The organism is Rhizobium sp. ZW T2_16 (assembly GCF_044987325.1).
Lineage (GTDB): Bacteria > Pseudomonadota > Alphaproteobacteria > Rhizobiales > Rhizobiaceae > Neorhizobium > Neorhizobium cellulosilyticum.
This window is the reverse complement of record NZ_JBJDRG010000002.1, coordinates 316,746-335,546: the sequence shown is the minus strand read 5'-3', so window position 1 is coordinate 335,546 and position 18,801 is coordinate 316,746. Positions and strand designations below refer to the sequence as shown.

General features: G+C 59.4%; 22 protein-coding genes. 9 read left to right on the top strand and 13 right to left on the bottom strand.

Annotated features, from left to right (window positions below; all coding sequences use genetic code 11):
- Nucleotides 1-95: 95 nt before the first annotated feature.
- Genes ACI3K0_RS07100 through ACI3K0_RS07090 form a run of 3 tightly spaced genes read right to left on the bottom strand, consistent with a single transcriptional unit; the run spans nucleotide 96 to nucleotide 2,233 of the window.
- On the bottom strand, nucleotides 96-908 hold the full coding sequence (locus tag ACI3K0_RS07100; protein WP_404945161.1) for a VOC family protein: 813 nt from the start codon (nucleotides 906-908) through the stop codon (nucleotides 96-98).
- Between the two features lie 38 nt (nucleotides 909-946).
- Nucleotides 947-1,426 carry a DUF1579 domain-containing protein gene (locus ACI3K0_RS07095; protein ID WP_183824062.1) on the bottom strand — a complete coding sequence of 160 codons (480 nt, stop codon included), beginning with the start codon at nucleotides 1,424-1,426 and terminating at the stop codon, nucleotides 947-949.
- Nucleotides 1,427-1,468: 42 nt separating this feature from the next.
- The gene (locus ACI3K0_RS07090; protein ID WP_183822806.1) at nucleotides 1,469-2,233 is read right to left on the bottom strand and encodes a thioredoxin family protein; all 765 of its coding nucleotides are present in this window, start codon (nucleotides 2,231-2,233) and stop codon (nucleotides 1,469-1,471) included.
- A 57-nt stretch (nucleotides 2,234-2,290) separates the two neighbouring features.
- Between ACI3K0_RS07090 and ACI3K0_RS07085 the strand changes: the two genes are divergently transcribed.
- From ACI3K0_RS07085 to ACI3K0_RS07075, 3 genes are all read left to right on the top strand, one after another.
- The gene (locus ACI3K0_RS07085; protein ID WP_183685064.1) at nucleotides 2,291-2,746 is read left to right on the top strand and encodes a MarR family winged helix-turn-helix transcriptional regulator; all 456 of its coding nucleotides are present in this window, start codon (nucleotides 2,291-2,293) and stop codon (nucleotides 2,744-2,746) included.
- A gap of 74 nt (nucleotides 2,747-2,820) precedes the next feature.
- On the top strand, nucleotides 2,821-3,246 hold the full coding sequence (locus tag ACI3K0_RS07080) for a plastocyanin/azurin family copper-binding protein (RefSeq protein ID WP_246435918.1): 426 nt from the start codon (nucleotides 2,821-2,823) through the stop codon (nucleotides 3,244-3,246).
- Nucleotides 3,247-3,292: 46 nt separating this feature from the next.
- Nucleotides 3,293-3,787: a cytochrome b/b6 domain-containing protein gene (locus ACI3K0_RS07075; RefSeq protein ID WP_148143986.1), complete on the top strand. Its 495-nt coding sequence runs from the start codon at nucleotides 3,293-3,295 to the stop codon at nucleotides 3,785-3,787.
- A gap of 74 nt (nucleotides 3,788-3,861) precedes the next feature.
- Here the strand turns inward: ACI3K0_RS07075 and ACI3K0_RS07070 are convergent, their stop codons facing one another.
- Nucleotides 3,862-4,704 carry an SDR family NAD(P)-dependent oxidoreductase gene (locus ACI3K0_RS07070; RefSeq protein WP_404945160.1) on the bottom strand — a complete coding sequence of 281 codons (843 nt, stop codon included), beginning with the start codon at nucleotides 4,702-4,704 and terminating at the stop codon, nucleotides 3,862-3,864.
- A gap of 121 nt (nucleotides 4,705-4,825) precedes the next feature.
- Here ACI3K0_RS07070 and ACI3K0_RS07065 point away from each other — a divergent pair, with 121 nt between their 5' ends.
- Entirely contained in the window at nucleotides 4,826-5,776 is a 951-nt protein-coding gene (locus ACI3K0_RS07065) for a LysR family transcriptional regulator (RefSeq protein ID WP_183822810.1), read from the top strand.
- A gap of 202 nt (nucleotides 5,777-5,978) precedes the next feature.
- On the opposite strand, the gene ACI3K0_RS07060 is transcribed toward ACI3K0_RS07065, so the two are convergent.
- Together ACI3K0_RS07060 and ACI3K0_RS07055 are read right to left on the bottom strand one after the other, a co-directional pair.
- Nucleotides 5,979-6,743 (bottom strand): RES family NAD+ phosphorylase, encoded by a 765-nt coding sequence (locus tag ACI3K0_RS07060; RefSeq protein ID WP_183822812.1) that lies wholly within the window; start codon nucleotides 6,741-6,743, stop codon nucleotides 5,979-5,981.
- Nucleotides 6,703-7,086 (bottom strand): MbcA/ParS/Xre antitoxin family protein, encoded by a 384-nt coding sequence (locus ACI3K0_RS07055; protein ID WP_183822814.1) that lies wholly within the window; start codon nucleotides 7,084-7,086, stop codon nucleotides 6,703-6,705. The genes ACI3K0_RS07060 and ACI3K0_RS07055 overlap by 41 nt, the downstream gene beginning before the upstream one ends.
- Before the next feature lie 145 nt (nucleotides 7,087-7,231).
- Between ACI3K0_RS07055 and ACI3K0_RS07050 the strand changes: the two genes are divergently transcribed.
- A complete protein-coding gene (locus ACI3K0_RS07050) occupies nucleotides 7,232-7,864 on the top strand; it encodes a LysE family translocator (protein WP_183822816.1) in 633 nt (210 codons plus the stop codon).
- A 95-nt stretch (nucleotides 7,865-7,959) separates the two neighbouring features.
- On the opposite strand, the gene ACI3K0_RS07045 is transcribed toward ACI3K0_RS07050, so the two are convergent.
- Nucleotides 7,960-8,382: an organic hydroperoxide resistance protein gene (locus ACI3K0_RS07045; RefSeq protein WP_148143992.1), complete on the bottom strand. Its 423-nt coding sequence runs from the start codon at nucleotides 8,380-8,382 to the stop codon at nucleotides 7,960-7,962.
- Nucleotides 8,383-8,576: 194 nt separating this feature from the next.
- On the opposite strand from ACI3K0_RS07045, the gene ACI3K0_RS07040 reads away from it, so the two are divergent.
- The 3 genes from ACI3K0_RS07040 (at nucleotide 8,577) to ACI3K0_RS07030 (ending at nucleotide 10,170) form a co-directional block, all read left to right on the top strand.
- Nucleotides 8,577-8,990, top strand: coding sequence for a MarR family winged helix-turn-helix transcriptional regulator (locus ACI3K0_RS07040; protein WP_246436014.1), 414 nt, complete (start codon nucleotides 8,577-8,579; stop codon nucleotides 8,988-8,990).
- A gap of 36 nt (nucleotides 8,991-9,026) precedes the next feature.
- Complete coding sequence (locus tag ACI3K0_RS07035; RefSeq protein WP_183822818.1) at nucleotides 9,027-9,737, top strand: YafY family protein; 711 nt, start codon at nucleotides 9,027-9,029, stop codon at nucleotides 9,735-9,737.
- Between the two features lie 61 nt (nucleotides 9,738-9,798).
- Entirely contained in the window at nucleotides 9,799-10,170 is a 372-nt protein-coding gene (locus tag ACI3K0_RS07030; RefSeq protein ID WP_183822820.1) for a DUF1330 domain-containing protein, read from the top strand.
- 117 nt (nucleotides 10,171-10,287) lie between these two features.
- Here the strand turns inward: ACI3K0_RS07030 and ACI3K0_RS07025 are convergent, their stop codons facing one another.
- The 3 genes from ACI3K0_RS07025 to ACI3K0_RS07015 all read right to left on the bottom strand — a co-directional run bounded on the left by ACI3K0_RS07025 (nucleotide 10,288) and on the right by ACI3K0_RS07015 (nucleotide 12,408).
- The gene (locus ACI3K0_RS07025; protein ID WP_183822822.1) at nucleotides 10,288-10,518 is read right to left on the bottom strand and encodes a hypothetical protein; all 231 of its coding nucleotides are present in this window, start codon (nucleotides 10,516-10,518) and stop codon (nucleotides 10,288-10,290) included.
- A 135-nt stretch (nucleotides 10,519-10,653) separates the two neighbouring features.
- Complete coding sequence (locus ACI3K0_RS07020; RefSeq protein ID WP_148143996.1) at nucleotides 10,654-11,370, bottom strand: L,D-transpeptidase; 717 nt, start codon at nucleotides 11,368-11,370, stop codon at nucleotides 10,654-10,656.
- A 195-nt stretch (nucleotides 11,371-11,565) separates the two neighbouring features.
- The gene (locus ACI3K0_RS07015; RefSeq protein WP_183822824.1) at nucleotides 11,566-12,408 is read right to left on the bottom strand and encodes a L,D-transpeptidase; all 843 of its coding nucleotides are present in this window, start codon (nucleotides 12,406-12,408) and stop codon (nucleotides 11,566-11,568) included.
- A 275-nt stretch (nucleotides 12,409-12,683) separates the two neighbouring features.
- Between ACI3K0_RS07015 and ACI3K0_RS07010 the strand changes: the two genes are divergently transcribed.
- Nucleotides 12,684-14,678 (top strand): methyl-accepting chemotaxis protein, encoded by a 1,995-nt coding sequence (locus ACI3K0_RS07010; RefSeq protein WP_148143998.1) that lies wholly within the window; start codon nucleotides 12,684-12,686, stop codon nucleotides 14,676-14,678.
- A gap of 89 nt (nucleotides 14,679-14,767) precedes the next feature.
- Here the strand turns inward: ACI3K0_RS07010 and ACI3K0_RS07005 are convergent, their stop codons facing one another.
- The 3 genes from ACI3K0_RS07005 to ACI3K0_RS06995 all read right to left on the bottom strand — a co-directional run bounded on the left by ACI3K0_RS07005 (nucleotide 14,768) and on the right by ACI3K0_RS06995 (nucleotide 18,716).
- Nucleotides 14,768-15,667 carry a S9 family peptidase gene (locus tag ACI3K0_RS07005; protein WP_183822826.1) on the bottom strand — a complete coding sequence of 300 codons (900 nt, stop codon included), beginning with the start codon at nucleotides 15,665-15,667 and terminating at the stop codon, nucleotides 14,768-14,770.
- Nucleotides 15,668-15,789: 122 nt separating this feature from the next.
- Complete coding sequence (locus tag ACI3K0_RS07000) at nucleotides 15,790-16,887, bottom strand: hypothetical protein (protein WP_210303620.1); 1,098 nt, start codon at nucleotides 16,885-16,887, stop codon at nucleotides 15,790-15,792.
- A gap of 197 nt (nucleotides 16,888-17,084) precedes the next feature.
- Nucleotides 17,085-18,716, bottom strand: a complete 1,632-nt coding sequence (locus tag ACI3K0_RS06995) for a cisplatin damage response ATP-dependent DNA ligase (RefSeq protein ID WP_183822828.1) — start codon at nucleotides 18,714-18,716, stop codon at nucleotides 17,085-17,087.
- Nucleotides 18,717-18,801: the final 85 nt, after the last annotated feature.

Sequence of the window (18,801 nt, the reverse complement as noted above, 5' to 3'; positions counted from 1 at the left end):
ATCCGCGGCAAACTTCTGCCCTGATTTTGCTTCAACGTCTCGGCTGGGTTAAGCCCTCCCCCTTGTGGGGAGGGTTGGGAGAGGTCTTTAATTATCTACCTTCCCGGTGCCACCAGGCAGAAGAACGCACCCTGCGGGTCCGTCGCCTGGACGATCCAGCTGCCGCCGGGCACGTCCTGCGGGCCAAACACCACCGCGCCGCCATTTGCCTTGATCCGGTCGATCGCTGCGTCGATCGCCTCGACATTGAAATAATAACTCCAGCAGGCCATCGGCACGGTTTCGGGCCTCGTCATCATGCCACCGATGGCTTTGCCTCCATGGGCGAAGATGCGGTACGGCCCCATCGCGCCCATGTCGAAATCATGGTCCTTGGTCCAGCCGAAAACCTTGGCGTAGAAGTCGAAAGCCTCGTTTACCTCACCGGCGTAAAGCTCGCGCCAGCCGACATTGCCCGGGTCTTCCGGTCCCAGTTCGCGTGGCGGATTTTCCGGTGGGATCGGCGTCATGATGCAAAGCACTGCGCCATGCGGATCGGCGACAACGGCAAACCGGCCGATGCCTGGAATATCGTCCGGCTCGCGCTGAACCCGGCCACCGAGTGAAACATATTCCTTCGCCGTCTCATCCACGTCATCGACCGCGACGTAACCCGTCCAGTTCGGCGGCAGCTTGCCTTCCAGTTCGGGCGGGAAATTCATCATGCCGCCGATGCCGGGGCAGTTTTCTCCCTCGCCCATTTCGAACAGATAATAGGACGGCAAATCCGGCATCTGTATGGAATTCACCTTCCAGCCGACAACGGCGGAATAAAAATCACCGGCGGCCCTGGTGTCGGAGGTCATCAGCTCGCACCAGATGAATTTTCCATGAATGGCGGAACGCGTGTTGGAAGCAGTCTGCAGCATGGCACTATCCTCGTGATCGGTTAGGGAAAGGAAGGCTCTCAGCCTTTGCGGCGATAATGCGCTTCCATGAACTGTTTCCAGCTGCCATCCGGTTGCCTGGCGCTGGAGGTGAAAGTGCGGTGGTCATCGGCCAGGAAGGTGACCTGCTCGCGGTAATCGGCCATGCCCTCGCCGCTCATCGTCGGCCCTGTCGTATAGAGACTGAGCGTCTTGCCATCCGGCTCGACCTCGCCTTCGTAGACCCAGAGATAATCCATCATCGAACCAAACCAGGTGCCGACATATTTGCCCTTGGCGGCGTCATGTCCGAGCGTGAGCATGGTGGTTGCGGGTTCTCCTCCTTCGCCGCCGTCTCCTTTCGGCATCATGCCGGTGCCTTCGGCGATAATCCAGATTCCCTGAAGCGAACGGACGTTTTCGACCCATGGCATTTCGCCGCTCATATCCGAGGTGACATCCCAGGTGCCGACCATCCTCTCCAGAAACCCGTGCTCGGCGCGCGGTTTTGCCATGACCATCGTCATTGTCTTTTCCTCCCTGATTATGAAATCTGCACCGCCTCAATGGCAGCAGGATGAACCCTTCTCCTTTGGCGCCGTTTCATATTCATCGTGGCGCTTCAGGAAACTCATGGTCGAGGTTTCATTGCGGCCGAGCGGTGCCCGGTCGAGCAGCATCAGCGTGCCGCAGACCTCTTCGCCGCCGCGGGCGTAGGTCGAATAGGTGTGAAAGATCTCGCCTGCCTCGTTACGGTAGAAAGAGGACATGCCGTGTTCCTCATCGGCGATCTCTGTGGTCGGCACCTTACGGTAATTGTATTCGACGGCGCCGGATGCCCGCTCCTCATCCGAGAAGGAGACGTTGTAATCGTAGTTGAAATCATCGCCGAAGGACGAGACCCAGGGGAAATTCCAGCCCATGCGCTTGCGATAGGCCTCGATCTTTGCGAGCGGTGCGCGCGAGACCGCCACCCAGGTGACGTCGTGGTTGTTGAGATGCGGCAGCGCGCCTTCGACATGATCGCAGAAGAAGGAGCAGCCGATACAGCCCTCGTCCCAATCCGGGCCGAGCATGAAATGATAGACAAGCAACTGGCTGCGGCCATCGAAAAGCTCGGCGAGTGTCTTTCGGCCGGCAAGCGTCTCGAAGGTATAATCTTTGTTGACCTTCACCCGAGGGAGCGCCTGGCGCGCCGCCCGCACTCTGTCGCGCAGGTGGGTTTCTTCCTTCTCAAGCTCCAGAAGTTTAAGGCGCGCATTGCGCCATTCATCCTTGTCGACGACCGGATTGTCGGGGTTATTCTTTGCGGATGCGGTGATATCCATGCCCGGAACCTCCTCTTCCTTGACAGATTACGTTGATATCAACATGATTATTCCATGCTGTCAAATTCCGAATCAATTCCATTCTCCACGACCCTGCATGTACGGGACACCTGCCTGTGCCTGCATGTGCAGCGGGCGGCACGGGCGCTTGCCCGGCGTTTCGATGTGGCGATGAAACCTATCGGGCTGAATAACGGGCAGTTTTCGCTGATGATGTCACTCAACCGACCGGTGCCGGCGACGATGAAATCCGTCTGCGATCTACTCGCCATGGACCGCACGACTTTGACGGCGGCGCTCAAGGTTCTGGAACGGCGCGGGCTGGTCAGAACCGAGACCGACCCGAAAGATCGCCGCGGGCGACTTTTGACGCTGACCGAAGCGGGGATGGCGATGCTTTCTGCAGCCTTGCCGATCTGGACACGGGTTCACGCGGAAATCGATGCTGAACTGGGTGCTGGCGGATCGGATGGGGTGCGGCAATTGCTGGCAGGATTGAAACAAGCCTCCTAGACACGTTTCGCGTTCAGAGTGCCGTCAGAAAACGGTTCTAAGTCTCCGGCGGGATAAACCTGAGGAGATCCATGATGCGCAGACATTTCCTGGCACTAGGCACAATCGCATTTATGTCGCTGGCACCACAGGCCTTCGCGGCCACGGCTATCAATGTCATCGAAGACGGCGAAGGCGGTGGCCCCATGAGCCTCAAGATGGACCAGTCCATCATCAAGGCCGGTGAAGTCGTCTTTTCGGTGCACAATGCGGCGATGACCGAGGAACACGAAATGGTGCTGGTGAAGCTGAAGTCTGCCGACCAGAAGATCACCGTCATCAAGGGCAAGCATCGCATTGATGAAAAGCAGCTTAAAAGTCTTGGCGAGGTCGCGGATCTCAAACCAGGCGCGAACGGTTCGTTGAAAGCCAGACTTTCACCCGGTCATTACATGCTCTTCTGCAACATCATGGGCCACTATGAAGCGGGCATGCATGGGACCCTGACCGTCACCAAATAAATCAGTCGCCGAACGACCAGTTCTTCCAAATCGAGAGCGAATTCAGATGACATCGCCGATTACCTATTCTCTGCCGCAGCGTATTCTCCACTGGCTGACTGCTATACTCGTGTTGTTCAACCTGCTTTTGCCGGACGGCATGAATGCGTGGCAACACGCCATGCGGCGGACCGGAGCCGCCACCGTGGATCAGATTGCCTCGGCCAATATCCATGCCTATGCCGGCCTTGCGGTATTGCTCATGGTGTTGCTTCGGCTTTTATTGCGCAATATCCAGGGCGTTCCGGCTGCGCCCGTGAGTGAGCCTGCGATATTCAGGCTTGGGGCAAAAATCGCGCATGTTCTGCTTTACGTATTGCTGCTTATGATGCCCTTGACGGGTATCGGCGCCTATTATCTGGGCTGGGGCAGTGCCGGAGACCTCCACGCGGATATTCTCAAAGTCATTCTCTGGCTGATACTGGCAATGCATGTCGGTGGCGCACTGGCGCATCATTTCTATTGGAAAACCAATGTGCTGCGGCGCATGACGATAGGCTGATGGATCTGGCAAATACAGAGCAACCAAACGCCCGGCTCATCACCGGGCGCTTTTGATATTGGTAGCGCGGCCGCTCAGGCGGCTTCAGTCTTGTCGAAATCCGTCGACACAGAGATCGCCCTTACCCGCTCCAGCAGCGCAGTATCGGAGGCGATCTTGGCTTCGATGGCCGCGACCGTGTCGCTGCCGAGCGGTAGGCGGACCGGCGGGTTTTCCATATCGACGAAATCGATCAGCACGTCGGCGAGTTTCTGCGGATTGCCGGGCTGGTTGCGGCTGATGTGTTTTGCCTTTTCGCGCACCACGCCGGCGGTTTGCGCATAATCGGCAATCTCGACCGGGCTCACACTGAGCGAATTGCCTTCGAGGAAATCCGTGCGGAAATAGCCGGGTTCGATGGCGGTGGCGAAGATGCCGAGGGGAGCGAGTTCATCGGCCAGCGCTTCCGTCAGGCCTTCGACGGCGAATTTCGCCGAGCAGTAGACGCCGAAACCGGCTGAACTGCGATATCCACCGATGGACGAGAAGTTGAGGATATGGCCCGAGCGCTGACGACGCATATGCGGGAGTGTGGCACGGGTGACGGAGAGAAGCCCGAAGACATTGGTGCGGTAGATCGCCTCGACTTCCTCAGCACTCGCTTCCTCGATTGCGCCGAGCAGGCCGAAACCGGCATTGTTGACCAGAACGTCGATGCGGCCGAAGCGGGCAATCGCAGCCTTGGCGGCATCATGAGCCTGGGTCTCGTCGTTGACATCGAATGCGACGGCGAGAAGGTTCGGATGGTCGCCGAAACGTTCCGTCACCGATTTCGGATTGCGGGCGGTGGCGACGACGTTATCGCCCTTTGCCAAAGCCTTTTCGGTGATCAGGGCGCCAAAGCCGCGGGATGCACCAGTGATGAACCATGTACGCATGTTGAAATCTCCTCTTTCGTGATGCCGTTCCGTTGATCGGCGGCTGAGGACATTTTTACGCCGACACCGCTCGTGAGATAATCGACTGGATTCTCTTCGAGTTGATGAGTAAAATTCAGCAATGGCAATTTTCTCACCCACCGATCTGTCACCGTTTCTGGCGCTGGCGCGACACAAGAGCTTTCGTCGCGCGGCCGACGAACTGGGCTGTACGCCATCTGCGCTCAGCCATTCCCTGAAGGCGCTGGAGGAGCGGCTGGATGTGCGGCTGTTCAACCGCACGACGCGCAGCGTGGCGCTGACGGAGGCCGGCGAGCGGCTGCTTTCGCGCGTCGCCCCCGCCTTCCGCGATATCGAGGATGCGCTGGACGACCTCAACAATTTTCGCGGCACGCCGGTCGGGCGGTTGCGGATCAATGCCTCGCGGCCTTCAGCGCGGATGGTGCTTCTGCCGCTGGTCGCGCGGTTTCTGGAGGCCCATCCGAGGGTCGGCATCGAGATCGTCATCAACAACGAGCTGGTCGACATGGTGTCGGAAGGGTTCGATGCCGGTGTTCGTTTCGGCGAAATCATTGCGCAGGATATGATCGCGGTTCCGATCGGTCCAAGGCAGCGGACAGCGATCGTCGCGACGCCCGACTTTTTCGAAAAACATCCGAAGCCGGTTACGCCGGAACAGTTGAAATCCCTGCCCTGCATCGGCTTTCGTTTCGGCACGGGTCGGCTTTACGCCTGGGAATTCGAGCGTGGCGGTGTGGAACTGTCGGTGGAGGTGGATGGCGCCCTTGTGCTCGACGATCAGGACATGATGGTGGATGCAGCACTTGCAGGTGCTGGCATTGCCTTCACCTTCGAGGATCAGGTGAAGGACCTGGTGTCGGATGGCCGGCTCACGCGCATGCTCGAAGACTGGTGCCCCTATTATTCCGGCTTCTATCTCTATTACCCGAGCCGTCGCCAGATGCCGGCGGCCTTGCGCGCCTTCGTCGATTTCGTCAGGCGGACAGAAACGGGCAATCCGCATGATACGCGGCAAACGCGCATAATTGCCGCAGATAGCAGTTATTCTTGATTTCAACACAATCATGGATTACATAAGCTTCATCGGCATTGCTGATGAGCGCTTAACCCATGTGCTGCTCGCAATTGCCGCCGCTGCTTTCAGCTTTTGACCACGGATGTACTGGCACTGGTGGGTAAAGCGGCGATGAGAGAGGTCGGAGCAACATTGCCCCGGCCTTTTTTCGTTTTTACACCCGACATTCTGAGGCCGATCAGGGCTTGATCACCGCCGCTATACGTGGATCGTCAGCAAAATCGGCAATTGAAAATCCCATTCTCAGTAGCGGATGATTGCGGATCGCCTGTACGCCTGCCCGTGACAGGCGAATTCGCCATGTCTGCCGTTCTGATGGTTCAGGCGCAGCAAAGGCGGAGGCCATCAGCAGCGCGATATTCAACCCGCCCTCAGGATCGCGAACAGAACGGTAGACGATCGCTTCGGCATCGGCGCTGCGGGCGGTTTCAGCGAAAGCCTGGCAGGCAGCGTAGTCCTGTCGATCTTCCCAGGCCGCACGATCCCGATCGAATGGGGCTGTGGTGAGGTCCAGGATCTTTGCGCTGTCGATCGAGACGGCAAAGGCCGTGTATTCGGCGGGATTGGACGGCAGCGGCGTGGCCGGAGATTCTGCGAAGAACAACAAACGGTAAAACGCCATTTCGGCAATCGCGGTGGAAATCTCGAAGGCCGCATAGAAAACGCCCGGTGTCTTGCCGGCGCGGCGGAAACGGGAGCCATGCGGATAGGCCGCGCCGTAACGGAACGGCGTCTTCAACAGATAATCCAGCCCTTCGCATTCCGGCGGATAGGCGGGCTTGGTTTCTTCCAGAAGGTTTTCAAGCAGCGCCTGCTCATCGACATGATCGACCAGCTTCATCGTCGAGACACGATGCTGCGCCTCGACGAGACGCCAGACAGTCGTGCTCAGCCGTCTGAACTCAGACGAGAGCGCGGCGGGCATCCAGATAGGCAAGGACATCAGTCAGACCGGAAATGGAGAGGATCTTGTCGGCGGGAATACCGGAGAGAGCCGTGTTGTGGTTCTTCAGCCAGGCGCGCGCCACCTGTTCATCGCCGCCGGTGATGGCATCGAGGGAGCGGAAAAGACGGATCAGCAACAGCGCCAGCTCGAAGGGTTTTGTGCCCTTTTCCAGGAGATGATCCAGCCGCTTCATGCGCGATACGGAGGCTTCCGACACGCCGACAATGCCGGCAAGCGTGCGGGCGCTGAGGCCGAGCCGGTCTGCAGCCGCGACAGTGGCCTTGGTCACCACCTGCGCTTCCGAGATGACGAGATCGGGATTTTTCGATGCGTAAGCCATGGCATTATTCCTTTCCCACGAAAGAATATAAACGATATCTTTCCAAAGACAATGGTTTTGCAGATTTTCGGATGAGATGACCTGATGGCTTTTGGCCGGGCTAAAGAATAGTGTTTCGCCTATCATTCTCGCCAAGGATCACCCGATGCCATCTGTCGAATTGCTGATCACCTTCTTCATCACGACTGCGGTGTTCGCCTATATTCCCGGCCCGGCGATGCTCTATGCCGCGGCGCAGACAATGGCGCGGGGGCGCAAAGGCGGGCTGATGGCAACGCTCGGCATTCATCTGGGCTGTTATGTGCATGTGGTTGCTTCTGCTGCCGGGCTTTCCGTTCTCTTCCATGCAGTGCCGACGCTTTATCTGGCGGTAAAGATGATCGGAGCGGGCTATCTGATCTGGCTCGGTATCTCGCTTTTTAGAGCCAGGACAAGCGGCGATCCTTCCCTGCCCGTGATCGGCCAGAAATCCGCCCGCCGCGCCTTTGTGGAAAGCATTACAGTCGAGGTGCTGAACCCGAAGACGGCGATCTTCTTCATGGCCTTCCTGCCGCAATTCGTCGATGCGTCGGCGGCCTTTCCCGTCTGGCTGCAGTTCCTGATCCTCGGCGCGGTGGTGAACCTCACTTTCTCGTCCGCCGATATCGTCTGCGTGTTTCTCGCAGGCGCCGTCGTCAAGGGCCTGAAGAAATCGGCCGCGGCGCAAAAGATGATGCAGCGGGCCGGCGGGGCGGTTCTGATCGGGCTTGGCGCTCATCTCGCCCTGCAACGGAACTGATATGGCAAAACGGCCGGAAGCCCCGAGGCTTCCAGCCGTTTTAAAAACATGGTCCGGATGCCGCCCGAAGACGGCACCTCATATGCCTACGATGTTCAGGCGACCGTGACCGGAACTTCCGTGGCGGTGCGCATGGCATGGCTGTAGGGGCAAACGATATGCGCCTTGGCGACCAGATCTTCGGCCTGTGCCTTGTCCATTCCGGGGATCGAAACGGAGAGCGAGACTTCGATACCGAAGCCGGTGCCGTCTTCACGCGGGCCGATGCCGACCGTTGCCGTCACCTTGGCGTCTTCCGGGATCTTCACCTTTTCCTTGCCGGCAACGGCCTTCAGCGCGCCGAGGAAGCAGGCGGAATAACCGACTGCGAAAAGCTGTTCGGGGTTGGTGCCGGTTGCGCCGTCGCCGCCGAGTTCCTTCGGGACTGTCAGCGTGACATCGAGAACGCCGTTTTCAGAGGCGCCGTGGCCTGCACGGCCGCCGGTGGCAGAACCCTTGGTGGTATAAAGAATGGGCATGTTCGTACTCCCTTCGGTTAAATCGTTCGCAATTCAATTGCGTGCAATAGATTTATGCGCATTGCATTCTGACGTCAAGCCTGCGAGAATAGATTATGAAAGAGATAGAGCACGGTTTCGTGATGACAGGGGCAGAGCCGAATAAAAACGATGAGGTCGAAAGCCGCGAGGCAGCAGCCGGCGGGCTGGATGCGATGCTGTGTTTCGCCATCTATGGCGCGGCGCATGCGTTTACGCGCGCATACAAGCCCCTGCTCGAACCGCTCGGACTGACCTATCCGCAATATCTGGTGATGATGGCACTCTGGGCGGAAGATGGTCAGAAGGTGAAGGCGCTCGGCGACAGGTTGGGGCTCGACTCCGGCACGCTCTCGCCGCTCCTCAAGCGACTGGAGCAATCCGGCCTCGTCAAGCGCAAGCGCGATGCGGAAGACGAACGGCAGGTGAAGATCACGCTGACGCCGCAGGGGCTGGAGCTGAAGGATCGGTCAGCCGGCGTGATGCAAGCCATCGGCAAGGCGACAGGATGCAGCCTCGAAGAGGTGGGAACGCTGAGGGCCGCGCTGGTGGGGCTGAAGGATCGGCTTGAGGGGGCCGAGGAGAAGTAGGAAGCGGGCACCGAACTTGCCGAGGGATATCTGCATATGTCGCGAACGGGTCGATTATTTGAACTACTCGGCATACTGCGAGCACGCAGGATACCCGTCACTGCCCTCGATCTCGCGGATCGGCTGGGGGTGTCGGAGCGGAGCATATACCGGGATATAGATACGTTGCGCGCTTTGGGAGCGCCGATCGATGCACAAGCGGGCATTGGCTTTTGTCTGAGAGATGGCTACTTCCTTCCAGAATTCGCATTTTCACCGGACGAACTGGACGCGATCAAGCTCGGCTTGAGTTGGGTGCAGCAACGCGCCGATCCGGCGCTGGCACATGGCAGCGAAAGCGCATTGGCAAAGATCCTTTCCGTTGGAAAGGCACCTTCTGCGACGAGCGATGAAGCGTCTGGCCTTATAACGGCGGCGCCATCGTCGGAGCTTGTCGACCCTCCACACGCCGCATCATTGCGAGAGGCCATTCGTCGGCAGCGCAAAGTCGAGATCAGCTATGAAGACGCTCATGGTTCATTGTCGGATCGCACCATCTGGCCGATAGCCATCGTCTATTTCGACGGTGTGCGGGTACTCGCCGCATGGTGCGAACAGAGATCGGCCTTCCGTCACTTCCGCATAGATCGGTTGCAACTGACAACCGTTTTGCAGGAGCGTTATCCCGGCCGACGACAATCGATCGTGAAACAGTGGCACGAACAGGATCGCGACTGGCGTTCACTCCTGACAGTTTCTGACAAATGAACACGCTATTCGTTTGCCGGGTGCACGCCCTCCGAGCAAAGTGTTTAAGAAAGATAAGCGAATGGCTGAATTGTCCCCAGCTGCAGTCGAGGTCTTCCTGAGTGAAGCCGACGACACGCCCATCGTGATGCTGAACCTGATCAACTTCAAACCCGATGACGGACGGGAAAGGTATCGCCAATACCATAAGATGGCCAAGCCGATTTTGGCGCGCTTTGGCGCACAAATTCTGTTTGGCGGTGACGGCCTGCCTCTGCTCACCGCAGGGCCGGCAGCAGGGTGGGATGCTGCCGTGCTGGTTCAATATCCAAATCGGTCGGCATTCAAGAATATGGTCGCCGATCCTGGATATCAGGAGGCATTCAAGGTCGGAATTTCGGCCATTGCGGATATCGTACTGCAGCCCATGAAGCACATGCACGGCCTCATATAAGAGGAGCATTTGCGGTTGGCCCAGTTGGCTGCCCGCGCGGCTCAATCACCCTCCGGCATCCGCTTCGCCCGCAAGTCAGCCGTGATGCAAAGCCTGCATCACGGTTCGACCAAGTCATCACGCCGAAAATTTTACCGTCACGCCGCGCTGGCGAAAATAGGCCTGCATCAGTTTGCGGCCGGAACGGTTGTTCTGCGAGATTTTGGCCGGATCGAAGACGGCTTCCTTTTGGCCGGCCTTTGCCAGAGCAGCTTTCAGAGATGCGATATGGGTGTCGATATCGGCATTGTCCGCGTGGAGCGATTCATAGATGCGGTTGGTTGCGTCTTCTACGGTCAGTTCGGTCATGTTGCGCTCCTGCTTTTATTCGGCTGGCGCTTAACACATGTTTCGGTGCGATCCTAGAAATGTTCGCGTAGACTGACGTGCCGGAAAGAAAATCCCCGGCACGAGGCCGAGGATAACATCTTGAGAAGAGTTCCGTTATTGCCAGACCACGATGCGTGTCTTGGCGGGAACGCGTTCATAAAGGTCTACGATGTCCTGGTTCATCAGGCGCACGCAGCCGGAGGAGACGGCCTTGCCGATCGAGTTCCACTCCGGCGAGCCATGCAGGCGGTAAAGCGTGTCCTGGCCGTTCTGGAATATATAGAGCGCGCGGGCGCCGAGCGGATTGTTGAGGCCGGGAGCCATGCCGCCGTTTTTGGCGGAATATTTGACCAGTTCGGGCTGGCGGGCGACCATCTCATCCGGCGGGGTCCATTTCGGCCATTTCTGCTTCCACTGGATGACGCCCTCGCCTGACCAGGAAAAGCCTTCGCGGCCGATGCCGACGCCGTAACGCATGGCAGAGCCACCCGGCTCGACCAGATAGAGGAAGCGCGAGGGCGTATCGACGACGATCGTGCCGGGGCGCTCGCCGGTCGGATCGACGACGCGCTGGCGATAATAACGCGGATTGATCTTCTGATAGGGGATGGCCGGGATGACGAAACCGCCATCTTGCACGCTGCCATACATCTGGGCCGCATCGGCATCGTATCCGGCCGGCTCCGGCGGCTGGGTGCTGATGCCGTCTCGATAGGTGATGACCTGCCCGCCATATGGCGTGGTCGAGGCACAGCCGGCAAGCGTCGAGGCTGCGCCCGCGCCGAGAAGAGTAAGGAAGCTCCGGCGAGAGAAGGAAGTGTCGAATGTCATGTCAGGGAGAACCATCCAGAGGAACGCGATAACGCAAAGCTTAATCGAACGATCTCGAAGGCGAAAGGTTCCAGCAGCATATGCTCCACCTCTAAGAGACGGGTCTGCGGCAAATCGGCAACGTTTACATTGACCGAAGGAACGCAAGAAGCCGCCTTGCGGGCGGCTCCAGGCTTATAGTCAACGGATAATCGGTCAGGTAACGACGATCGGAGTGCCGTTCGGAACACGATCAAAAAGATCGATGACATCCTGATTGAACATGCGCACACAGCCCGAAGACGTGGCCTTGCCGACAGACTGCCAGTCCGGCGTTCCATGGACGCGGTAGAGCGTGTCCTTGCCATCCTTGAAGATATAGAGCGCGCGGGCACCGAGCGGATTGTTGAGGCCTGGGGTCGCGCCGCCCTCGGCGGCAGCAAACTGGCGCAGGCCTGGATCACGGGACACCATCTCATCGGGCGGCGTCCAGCGTGGCCATTTCGCCTTGCGCTGGATCACGCCGCGACCGGACCATGCGAAGCCGGCCTTGCCGAGCCCGACGCCATATCGCATCGCCTTGCCGCCCGGCTGAACCAGATAGAGGTAGTGTGCACGGGTATCTACGATGATCGTGCCCGGCGCCTCGTTGGTGCGATAGTCGACTTGCGATCTCAGGAAACGCTGATCGACGCGCGAATAGGGGATCGCCGGAAGCGTGTGGTCGGCGTCGCGCGTGACGTCGTACATGGTTCGATAGACGGGGTTGGAAACAGGCAGGCCGTAGGTCGCGCCGAGATCGTATTTCTGGTGGAAATCCGACGGGTAGAGCTGACGTTTCTGCGGGATGGCACCCGGCATTGGCGGCGGCTGGTTAGACGGAGGATCCTGATAGGGCGGGACGTGGAAAACCGGAGCCGTTTCCTGAACGAAAACATTCGGGTTCACGCGGCTGGTATCGGTGACGAACGGAACCTGGCAACCGGCGAGCGCCGTCGTTGCAATCAGTGCGGCCGCAAGACCGGTGGCGCGGCGAAACGATGAAAATGTGTTCGGCATAAAGACCCGCTCGAGCAGATGACGTCTATGTACACTCTGGCAGGTGGCGCTGGCGCGAAGCTGGTGTGTCTGGCGCAGCGCGCATTCCCGCGATCAGGAACGGTTCGAAACATGTTTAATCAAATTTAAATGCGCCCAGGCTAGATCTCACACGACGGTGCAAGAGGTTCAGCCGCGATGGGAGCGGTGGTGATCGTCATGTAATCGGTTCAGACAGCATCCCTGCGTATGACAGCATTTTCGCACGGGATCGCCCTTTCCCAATAGGAAGCGAAATGCAGTTCCTCGAAAATGCAAAAATCCGCACGAAGATCGTCGCGGTCATCGCACTGATGGGTGCGATCGCACTCATCGGGCTTTTCTATGTCAGCATGCAGTTCAAGAATGCCGACGAACGATACTCCTATTTCATTTCGCACGAGAGCACGGCTGCAACGCTGAATGCGCGCGCAACGGCCGGATTGCTGCAGATGGGCCTGCAGCTCGGCCTGATGCAGGTCAATGATCCGGCCTCGCCGGAATTTGCAGCTGCCGTGAAAAAATACGAAGGCGACCGCGACCTGATGAAGCAGCGCGTCGGCATGACCGTGGATCTCGTACCCACACGCCGCGCTGCCGCCGACGCCATATTGAAGGCAGTCGATGAATTCGACCAGCTGGGCCAGCAGGTCATCACGCTCGCCAAGAACGGCCAGGCGATCCAGGCACGCGCTGCCATGCGCGATGCCGGCGCCAAGGTCATGCAGGTCCTGCCGCTTTTCGCCTCCGGTAATGACGAGTTGATGAAGACGGTCGATGCCGGCACCGCCGAACTTCAGGCCGATACCAACGATACGATCATCACCGGCGTGATTGCATTGGGCATTTCGCTTGCCGTGCTTATCCTGCTTGGCCTCTACGTCGCCTCGCGCGGGATTACCGGCCCGATCGCTCGACTGAGCGACCGCATGGCGGAACTTGCTTCGGGAGAAACCAATCGCGAGATCCCTGGTCTCGACCGCCGCGACGAGATCGGCACGATGGCGCAGGCGGTTCAGGTGTTCAAGGACAACGCCCTGAAGACGCAGGCGCTTGAAAGCGAAGCGGAAGCACAGCGCAGCCTCACAGAAGAGCAGCGCCAGCGCAATGCCGAGGATGCCCGCATCCGCGCCGAAGCGATGGCTGAAGCCACGAATGGCCTTGCCACAGGTCTCAAGCACCTCTCCTCCGGCGATCTGACATTCCAGCTGAACCGGGCCTTCGCCCAGGAATTCGAAAGCCTGCGCGCAGATTTCAACGCCACAGTTTCGCAGCTGCGCGGAACGCTCGGCTCGGTCGCCCAGGCGACAAGCTCGATCGATTCGGGCTCGCGCGAGGTCAGCCAGAGCGCCGACGATCTTTCCAAGCGGACCGAACAGCAGGCCGCTTCGCTGGAAGAAACCGCCGCCGCCCTCGACCAGATCACGACCAACGTGTCGAACTCGTCGAAGCGTGCGGAAGAAGCCCGCACCGTTGCTATCCAGGCAAATGAAAGCGCCCGCCAGTCCGGCGTCGTCGTTGCCAACGCGGTCAACGCCATGGAACGGATCGAGGAATCGTCCGGCCAGATTTCCAACATCATCGGCGTGATCGATGACATTGCCTTCCAGACCAATCTTCTGGCACTCAACGCCGGCGTCGAGGCCGCGCGTGCGGGTGAAGCGGGCAAGGGCTTTGCCGTTGTCGCACAGGAAGTGCGCGAACTGGCACAGCGTTCCGCCCAGGCAGCCAAGGAGATCAAGGATCTCATCGGCAAGTCGTCGGTCGAGGTCGAGACCGGCGTCAAGCTGGTCAGCGAAACCGGTACGGCGCTGAAGACGATCGAGACCTATATCGTCACGATCAACCAGCATATGGATTCGATCGCCACCTCCTCGCGTGAACAGTCGGTCGGCCTCGCGGAAGTCAACACCGCGGTCAACCAGATGGACCAGGTGACCCAGCAGAATGCAGCGATGGTGGAAGAAGCCAATGCTGCAGGCGCCACGCTGGCCACGGAATCGGGTCGTCTGCGCGAACTGGTATCGCAGTTCCAGCTCGGCCAGGGTTCGAGCGCAGGCTTTTCGCAACAGACAGGTGCACTGCGCCAGACGGCATCGATGATGGCCGCGCCGGTGAAAGCCGCCTCGCGCGGCACTGCACCGGTCGCCTCGCCAGCACGCGGCATGGTCGGCAAGCTTGCCCAGGCCTTCGGCGGCGGTCGCAGCGGCGCTGCGGCGGCACCGGCAGCGGACAACTGGGAAGAGTTCTGATCATCAGATCAGCGACATGAAAAGAAGAGGCGGGATCAAGATCCCGCCTTTTTTATTGGCTCGACAAACGGCCCCGGCAGCACCCGCGATCAGGCAAACTGGTTGAAAAAATGGATGCTTTCGACAACGGCACCGGGGACGACACCGTTATGCGTGCCCGGTAGCAGTTTCTTTTCGATCGAGACGCTTGCCGATCTTGCCCGCTCCATCAGCAACTCATGGTCCTTGTCAAACGGACGTTCCTCAGAGCCGCGCAGCAGATATGTCGGGCATTTGAGGCTGGCGCCGAAACAGGCGGAGGAGCGCATGACGAATTCCATCGGATCCGCCGGATCAAACGGCATTTCGTTCGAATATCGACCGAAATAGCGCCAGGCGCTGACACCGGCCGAGATAGGCGCGGCGGCGCGGAATTTGCGCGTCATCGAGGCGAGCAGCGCCAGCGTGCCGCCATTCGAATGACCGGCGATGAAGAAGCGATTGCGGTCTATTCCGGGCAGATTTTCCAGATAGGTCGCAGCCGCCAGCGCATCGGCGGTTTCATCGTAGAAGCCGGAGTAATAACCGGCCTGTCCGTTCTCCCCACGGAAGGACGGCAGAAGAACAACAAAGCCTGCTTCCCAATAGGGTTTCATCAGTTCCCAATGGCCGTCGCCGGTGGCATTTCCGCCGTGAAGGAAAAGCACTGCGGGTTTCAGTGTCTTCGACGGCTCGTAATGGGAAAGCCAGGCGATCAGCTGGATCGAACCATCCGGGCCGCCCGGATAGGTAACGCGTGTTGCACCCGGCGGTGTGCCGAGCGGCGGCGAGACTTCCGGCGACGGCCCCTTGCGCAGGAGAGAGGTGCGAAAATGTTTGCGCGCCTGCGCATAGTCCCGGTTTTCAAGCGGCGGGATATCCGGCGTCGGGAAGGGAGTGGCAGCGAGAGCACTTCTGGAAAGGGCACCGGCGGCGATGCCGGCAAGCACGAGGCGGCGGGTCACGATCATGGGCGAAACATCCGGAAGCGGAACGAACACATGGCACTCTTAGCAGACGATAAAATGCTGCGTGTCACATGTTCGTCAATGGGGCCGGAGGCGTTCAAGAAAACGAAAGCCGGACTGCCGCCCTATTTCCAGCTCAGATGATCGGCAGCCGAGCAGCCACGCGGTGCGCGGTCATCGCCAAAACGCTTCTGCAACTGGCCGCAGCCCCACTCGTTGAGCGGGCCGGGCATGACGTTATTGATCTCCATGCCGATCTGGTCGAATTGCGTCGGCGACGTGGTGACGTACCAGGCCCAGTAACCGAGCGCAGCGACCACGACGAGAATGATGCCGACGAGAAGCGTCTTGAAGCCCTGCATCCATTGAAGTTTCTTCTTCGGTGCGGCTTGCGGCTCGATTTCATTGGCATCCGCCTCGGCGGCACGGATCGAAGCGAGTGCCGTCTCGCGCTCTTCTGCCGTCAGGTCAATGCGCTGAAGTCCGGCATCTATCATCACCGGCAGGGCCGTCTTTCCATGGCGGACGGCGGCACCGACCGGATTGCCCTGCGGATCAGTCAGGAACAGGGGCTCCTCATCGCGCCCAAACAGCGTGTAGGCCGTGCGCTTGGTCATGCCGGGCGCGAGCTTGTCCACATAGGTGACGAACAGGCGTTTGCGGCTCTTCTTCGCGGCAGTGACCGCGACCGGGATCAGCGTCAGTTCCGCCGGCCTGCATATCTGGCCGCGCACGCGCCAGACACGGATCGCCAGAAACACCATTGCGCCGCTGAGAAGCACCATCAGGCCTCCAAGGACGGCGAAGGAGATGGCCCGGTTCCAGAGCTTTTCCAGGCCGAGTGTCAGCGTGGCGAGTTCGGGGCGATCGGCGGCGATGACGAGTTCGGTCATGTAGTCGCCGGAATGCATATCGACAAAGAAGAAATGCGTCTCCGTCTCATAAGCTCGCCCCTGGTAGCTATAAGCAAGCTTTGCCTCGCATTCAGTCATCACGCCCTTTCGCGTGGTGCACTTGCCGTTGCGGATGTCTCCGTCCTGCAGCACGACCGGGTTGCGGCTGATCTGATAGTCACGCCAAAGGCCCGGCCCCTGCCACCAGATGATGAAACCGGCAAGCACCATGATGACCGGCACGAACCAGAAGAAGCCGCGCGGCAGGGAAACCGCGCTGGACTTGAGAGATAGCGGGCGGCGAGGCAGTGCAATTTCAGGAATGGACATCGTATTTCTCAAATATGCGCGTTGGCGATCTCGCCCACGGGGCTTTGAAAATGCAAGGCGACACGGGAAGGCCGCCGGGCGGGACAAGCGGATTGGTGCGTCGCAGAAGGCGCAACCGCTGCGGCCAAAATAATCACCTTGGCGTGAGAGGCATCCGCTAACTGACGTCATGCACAATTTAAGCATGATCGAAAATTTCAGGTTTTCGCCTCGCGTGTCTCGATCATTGCGACAAGCGTTTCCAGCCGGTCGGCATCGCGCGGCAGCTTATCCTGCCTGAGCCTTGCAATACGGGGAAAGCGCATGGCGACGCCGGATTTGTGGCGGGTGGAGCGAGCGATGCCCTCGAAGGCGACTTCCAGCACGAAGCCGAAATCGGGCGTCGCCTTGACCGCCCTCACCGGGCCGAAACGGTCGATCGTGTTATCGCGGACGAACTTGTCGAGCACTTCCAGTTCCGCGTCAGTGAAGCCGAAATAGGCCTTGCCGACGGGCACGAGCTGTTCCCCCTCATCAGTCGTGGTCCAGACGCCGAAGGTGAAGTCGGAATAATAGCTCGAGCGTTTGCCGTGGCCGCGTTGGGCGTAAAGCATGACGGCATCGATGTTATAGGGATCGCGCTTCCACTTGAACCACGGCCCCTTGAGGCGACCGGCCTGATAGGAGCTGTCCTTGCGCTTGATCATCACGCCTTCGATGACCGGATCGGGCGGGTCGGCTCTCAACCGGTCGAGTTCGCTCCAATCGGTGAAGGGCACCAGATCGGAGAGATCGAACCGGTCGTGAGGGGCTTTGTCGATTACATCAGCCAAACGATCGCGACGGGTGAGAAAGCCCTGATCGCGAATGTCCGCCTCGCCCTGAAACAGAAGATCATAGGCGCGGACGAAGGCGGGATATTCGTCCATCATCTTTCCCGTAACCGTCTTGCGGTTGAGGCGCTGCTGCAGATCGGAGAAAGTTCGGGTCGGAGCGTTGGTCCGCTTCGTGCCGCCGACGAGCAACTCGCCATCGATGACGCCGTCGAAATTGATCGCCTCGACGACATCCGGGAAAGCGTTGGTAATATCATCGCCCGAGCGGGAATAGAGTTTCTTCGTGCCGCTGTAACTCGACATCTGCACGCGGATGCCGTCCCATTTCCATTCGGCAGCATAATCGGCCGGATCGAGCTTTTCGAGATCACCGTCTTCCACCGGATTGGCGAGCATGACGGAATGGAAGATCGCCGGGGTGGCAAGAACCGGCTTGTCCGCCCTGCCCTCCAGCCAGGCGAACAGGCTTTCGTAGGGTGGTGTGAGGCCATGCCAGAGAGTTTCGATCTCGATGATGTCTTTTCCGCTCATATCGGCCAGCGCCTGCTTGGCGAGACGGGCGGATACCCCGATGCGCAGCGACCCGGTGGCAAGTTTGAGGAAGGCGAAACGGCCGGATGTGTCGAGCTGGTCGAGCAGATCGCGCACGGCACCGCGAACTTCGGTGCGACCGAGCGAATTCATCCGCTTGACGACCTCCGACAGGCGGGGTTGCGGGGCATGGTCGGCAACGTCCTTGGCGCCGCCATCCCAGACGAGCGAGATGGTTTCGGCGAGATCGCCGACATAATCGTAAGAATAACGGAACAGGACCTCGTCCATCCGCTCCATGACCAGTTCACGCAGCATGGCAGGCTTGACGCTTTTCAAATCCAGCGCGCCGGCAAGGGCTGCGAGGCCATAACCGCGATCGGGATCGGGTGTGGTGCGGAAATAATCGACGAGCAGGGTGAGCTTGCCGTTGCGGGATGGGGTGAGGACGAGGCGGTCGAGCAGGGTTGCGAAGGGTTTCATGGGGGAGTCTCCCCGGTGGCCGGGGCTTTGCCGTGCCAGCCCCCCTCTGGCCTGCCGGCCATCTCCCCCACAAGGGGGGAGATCA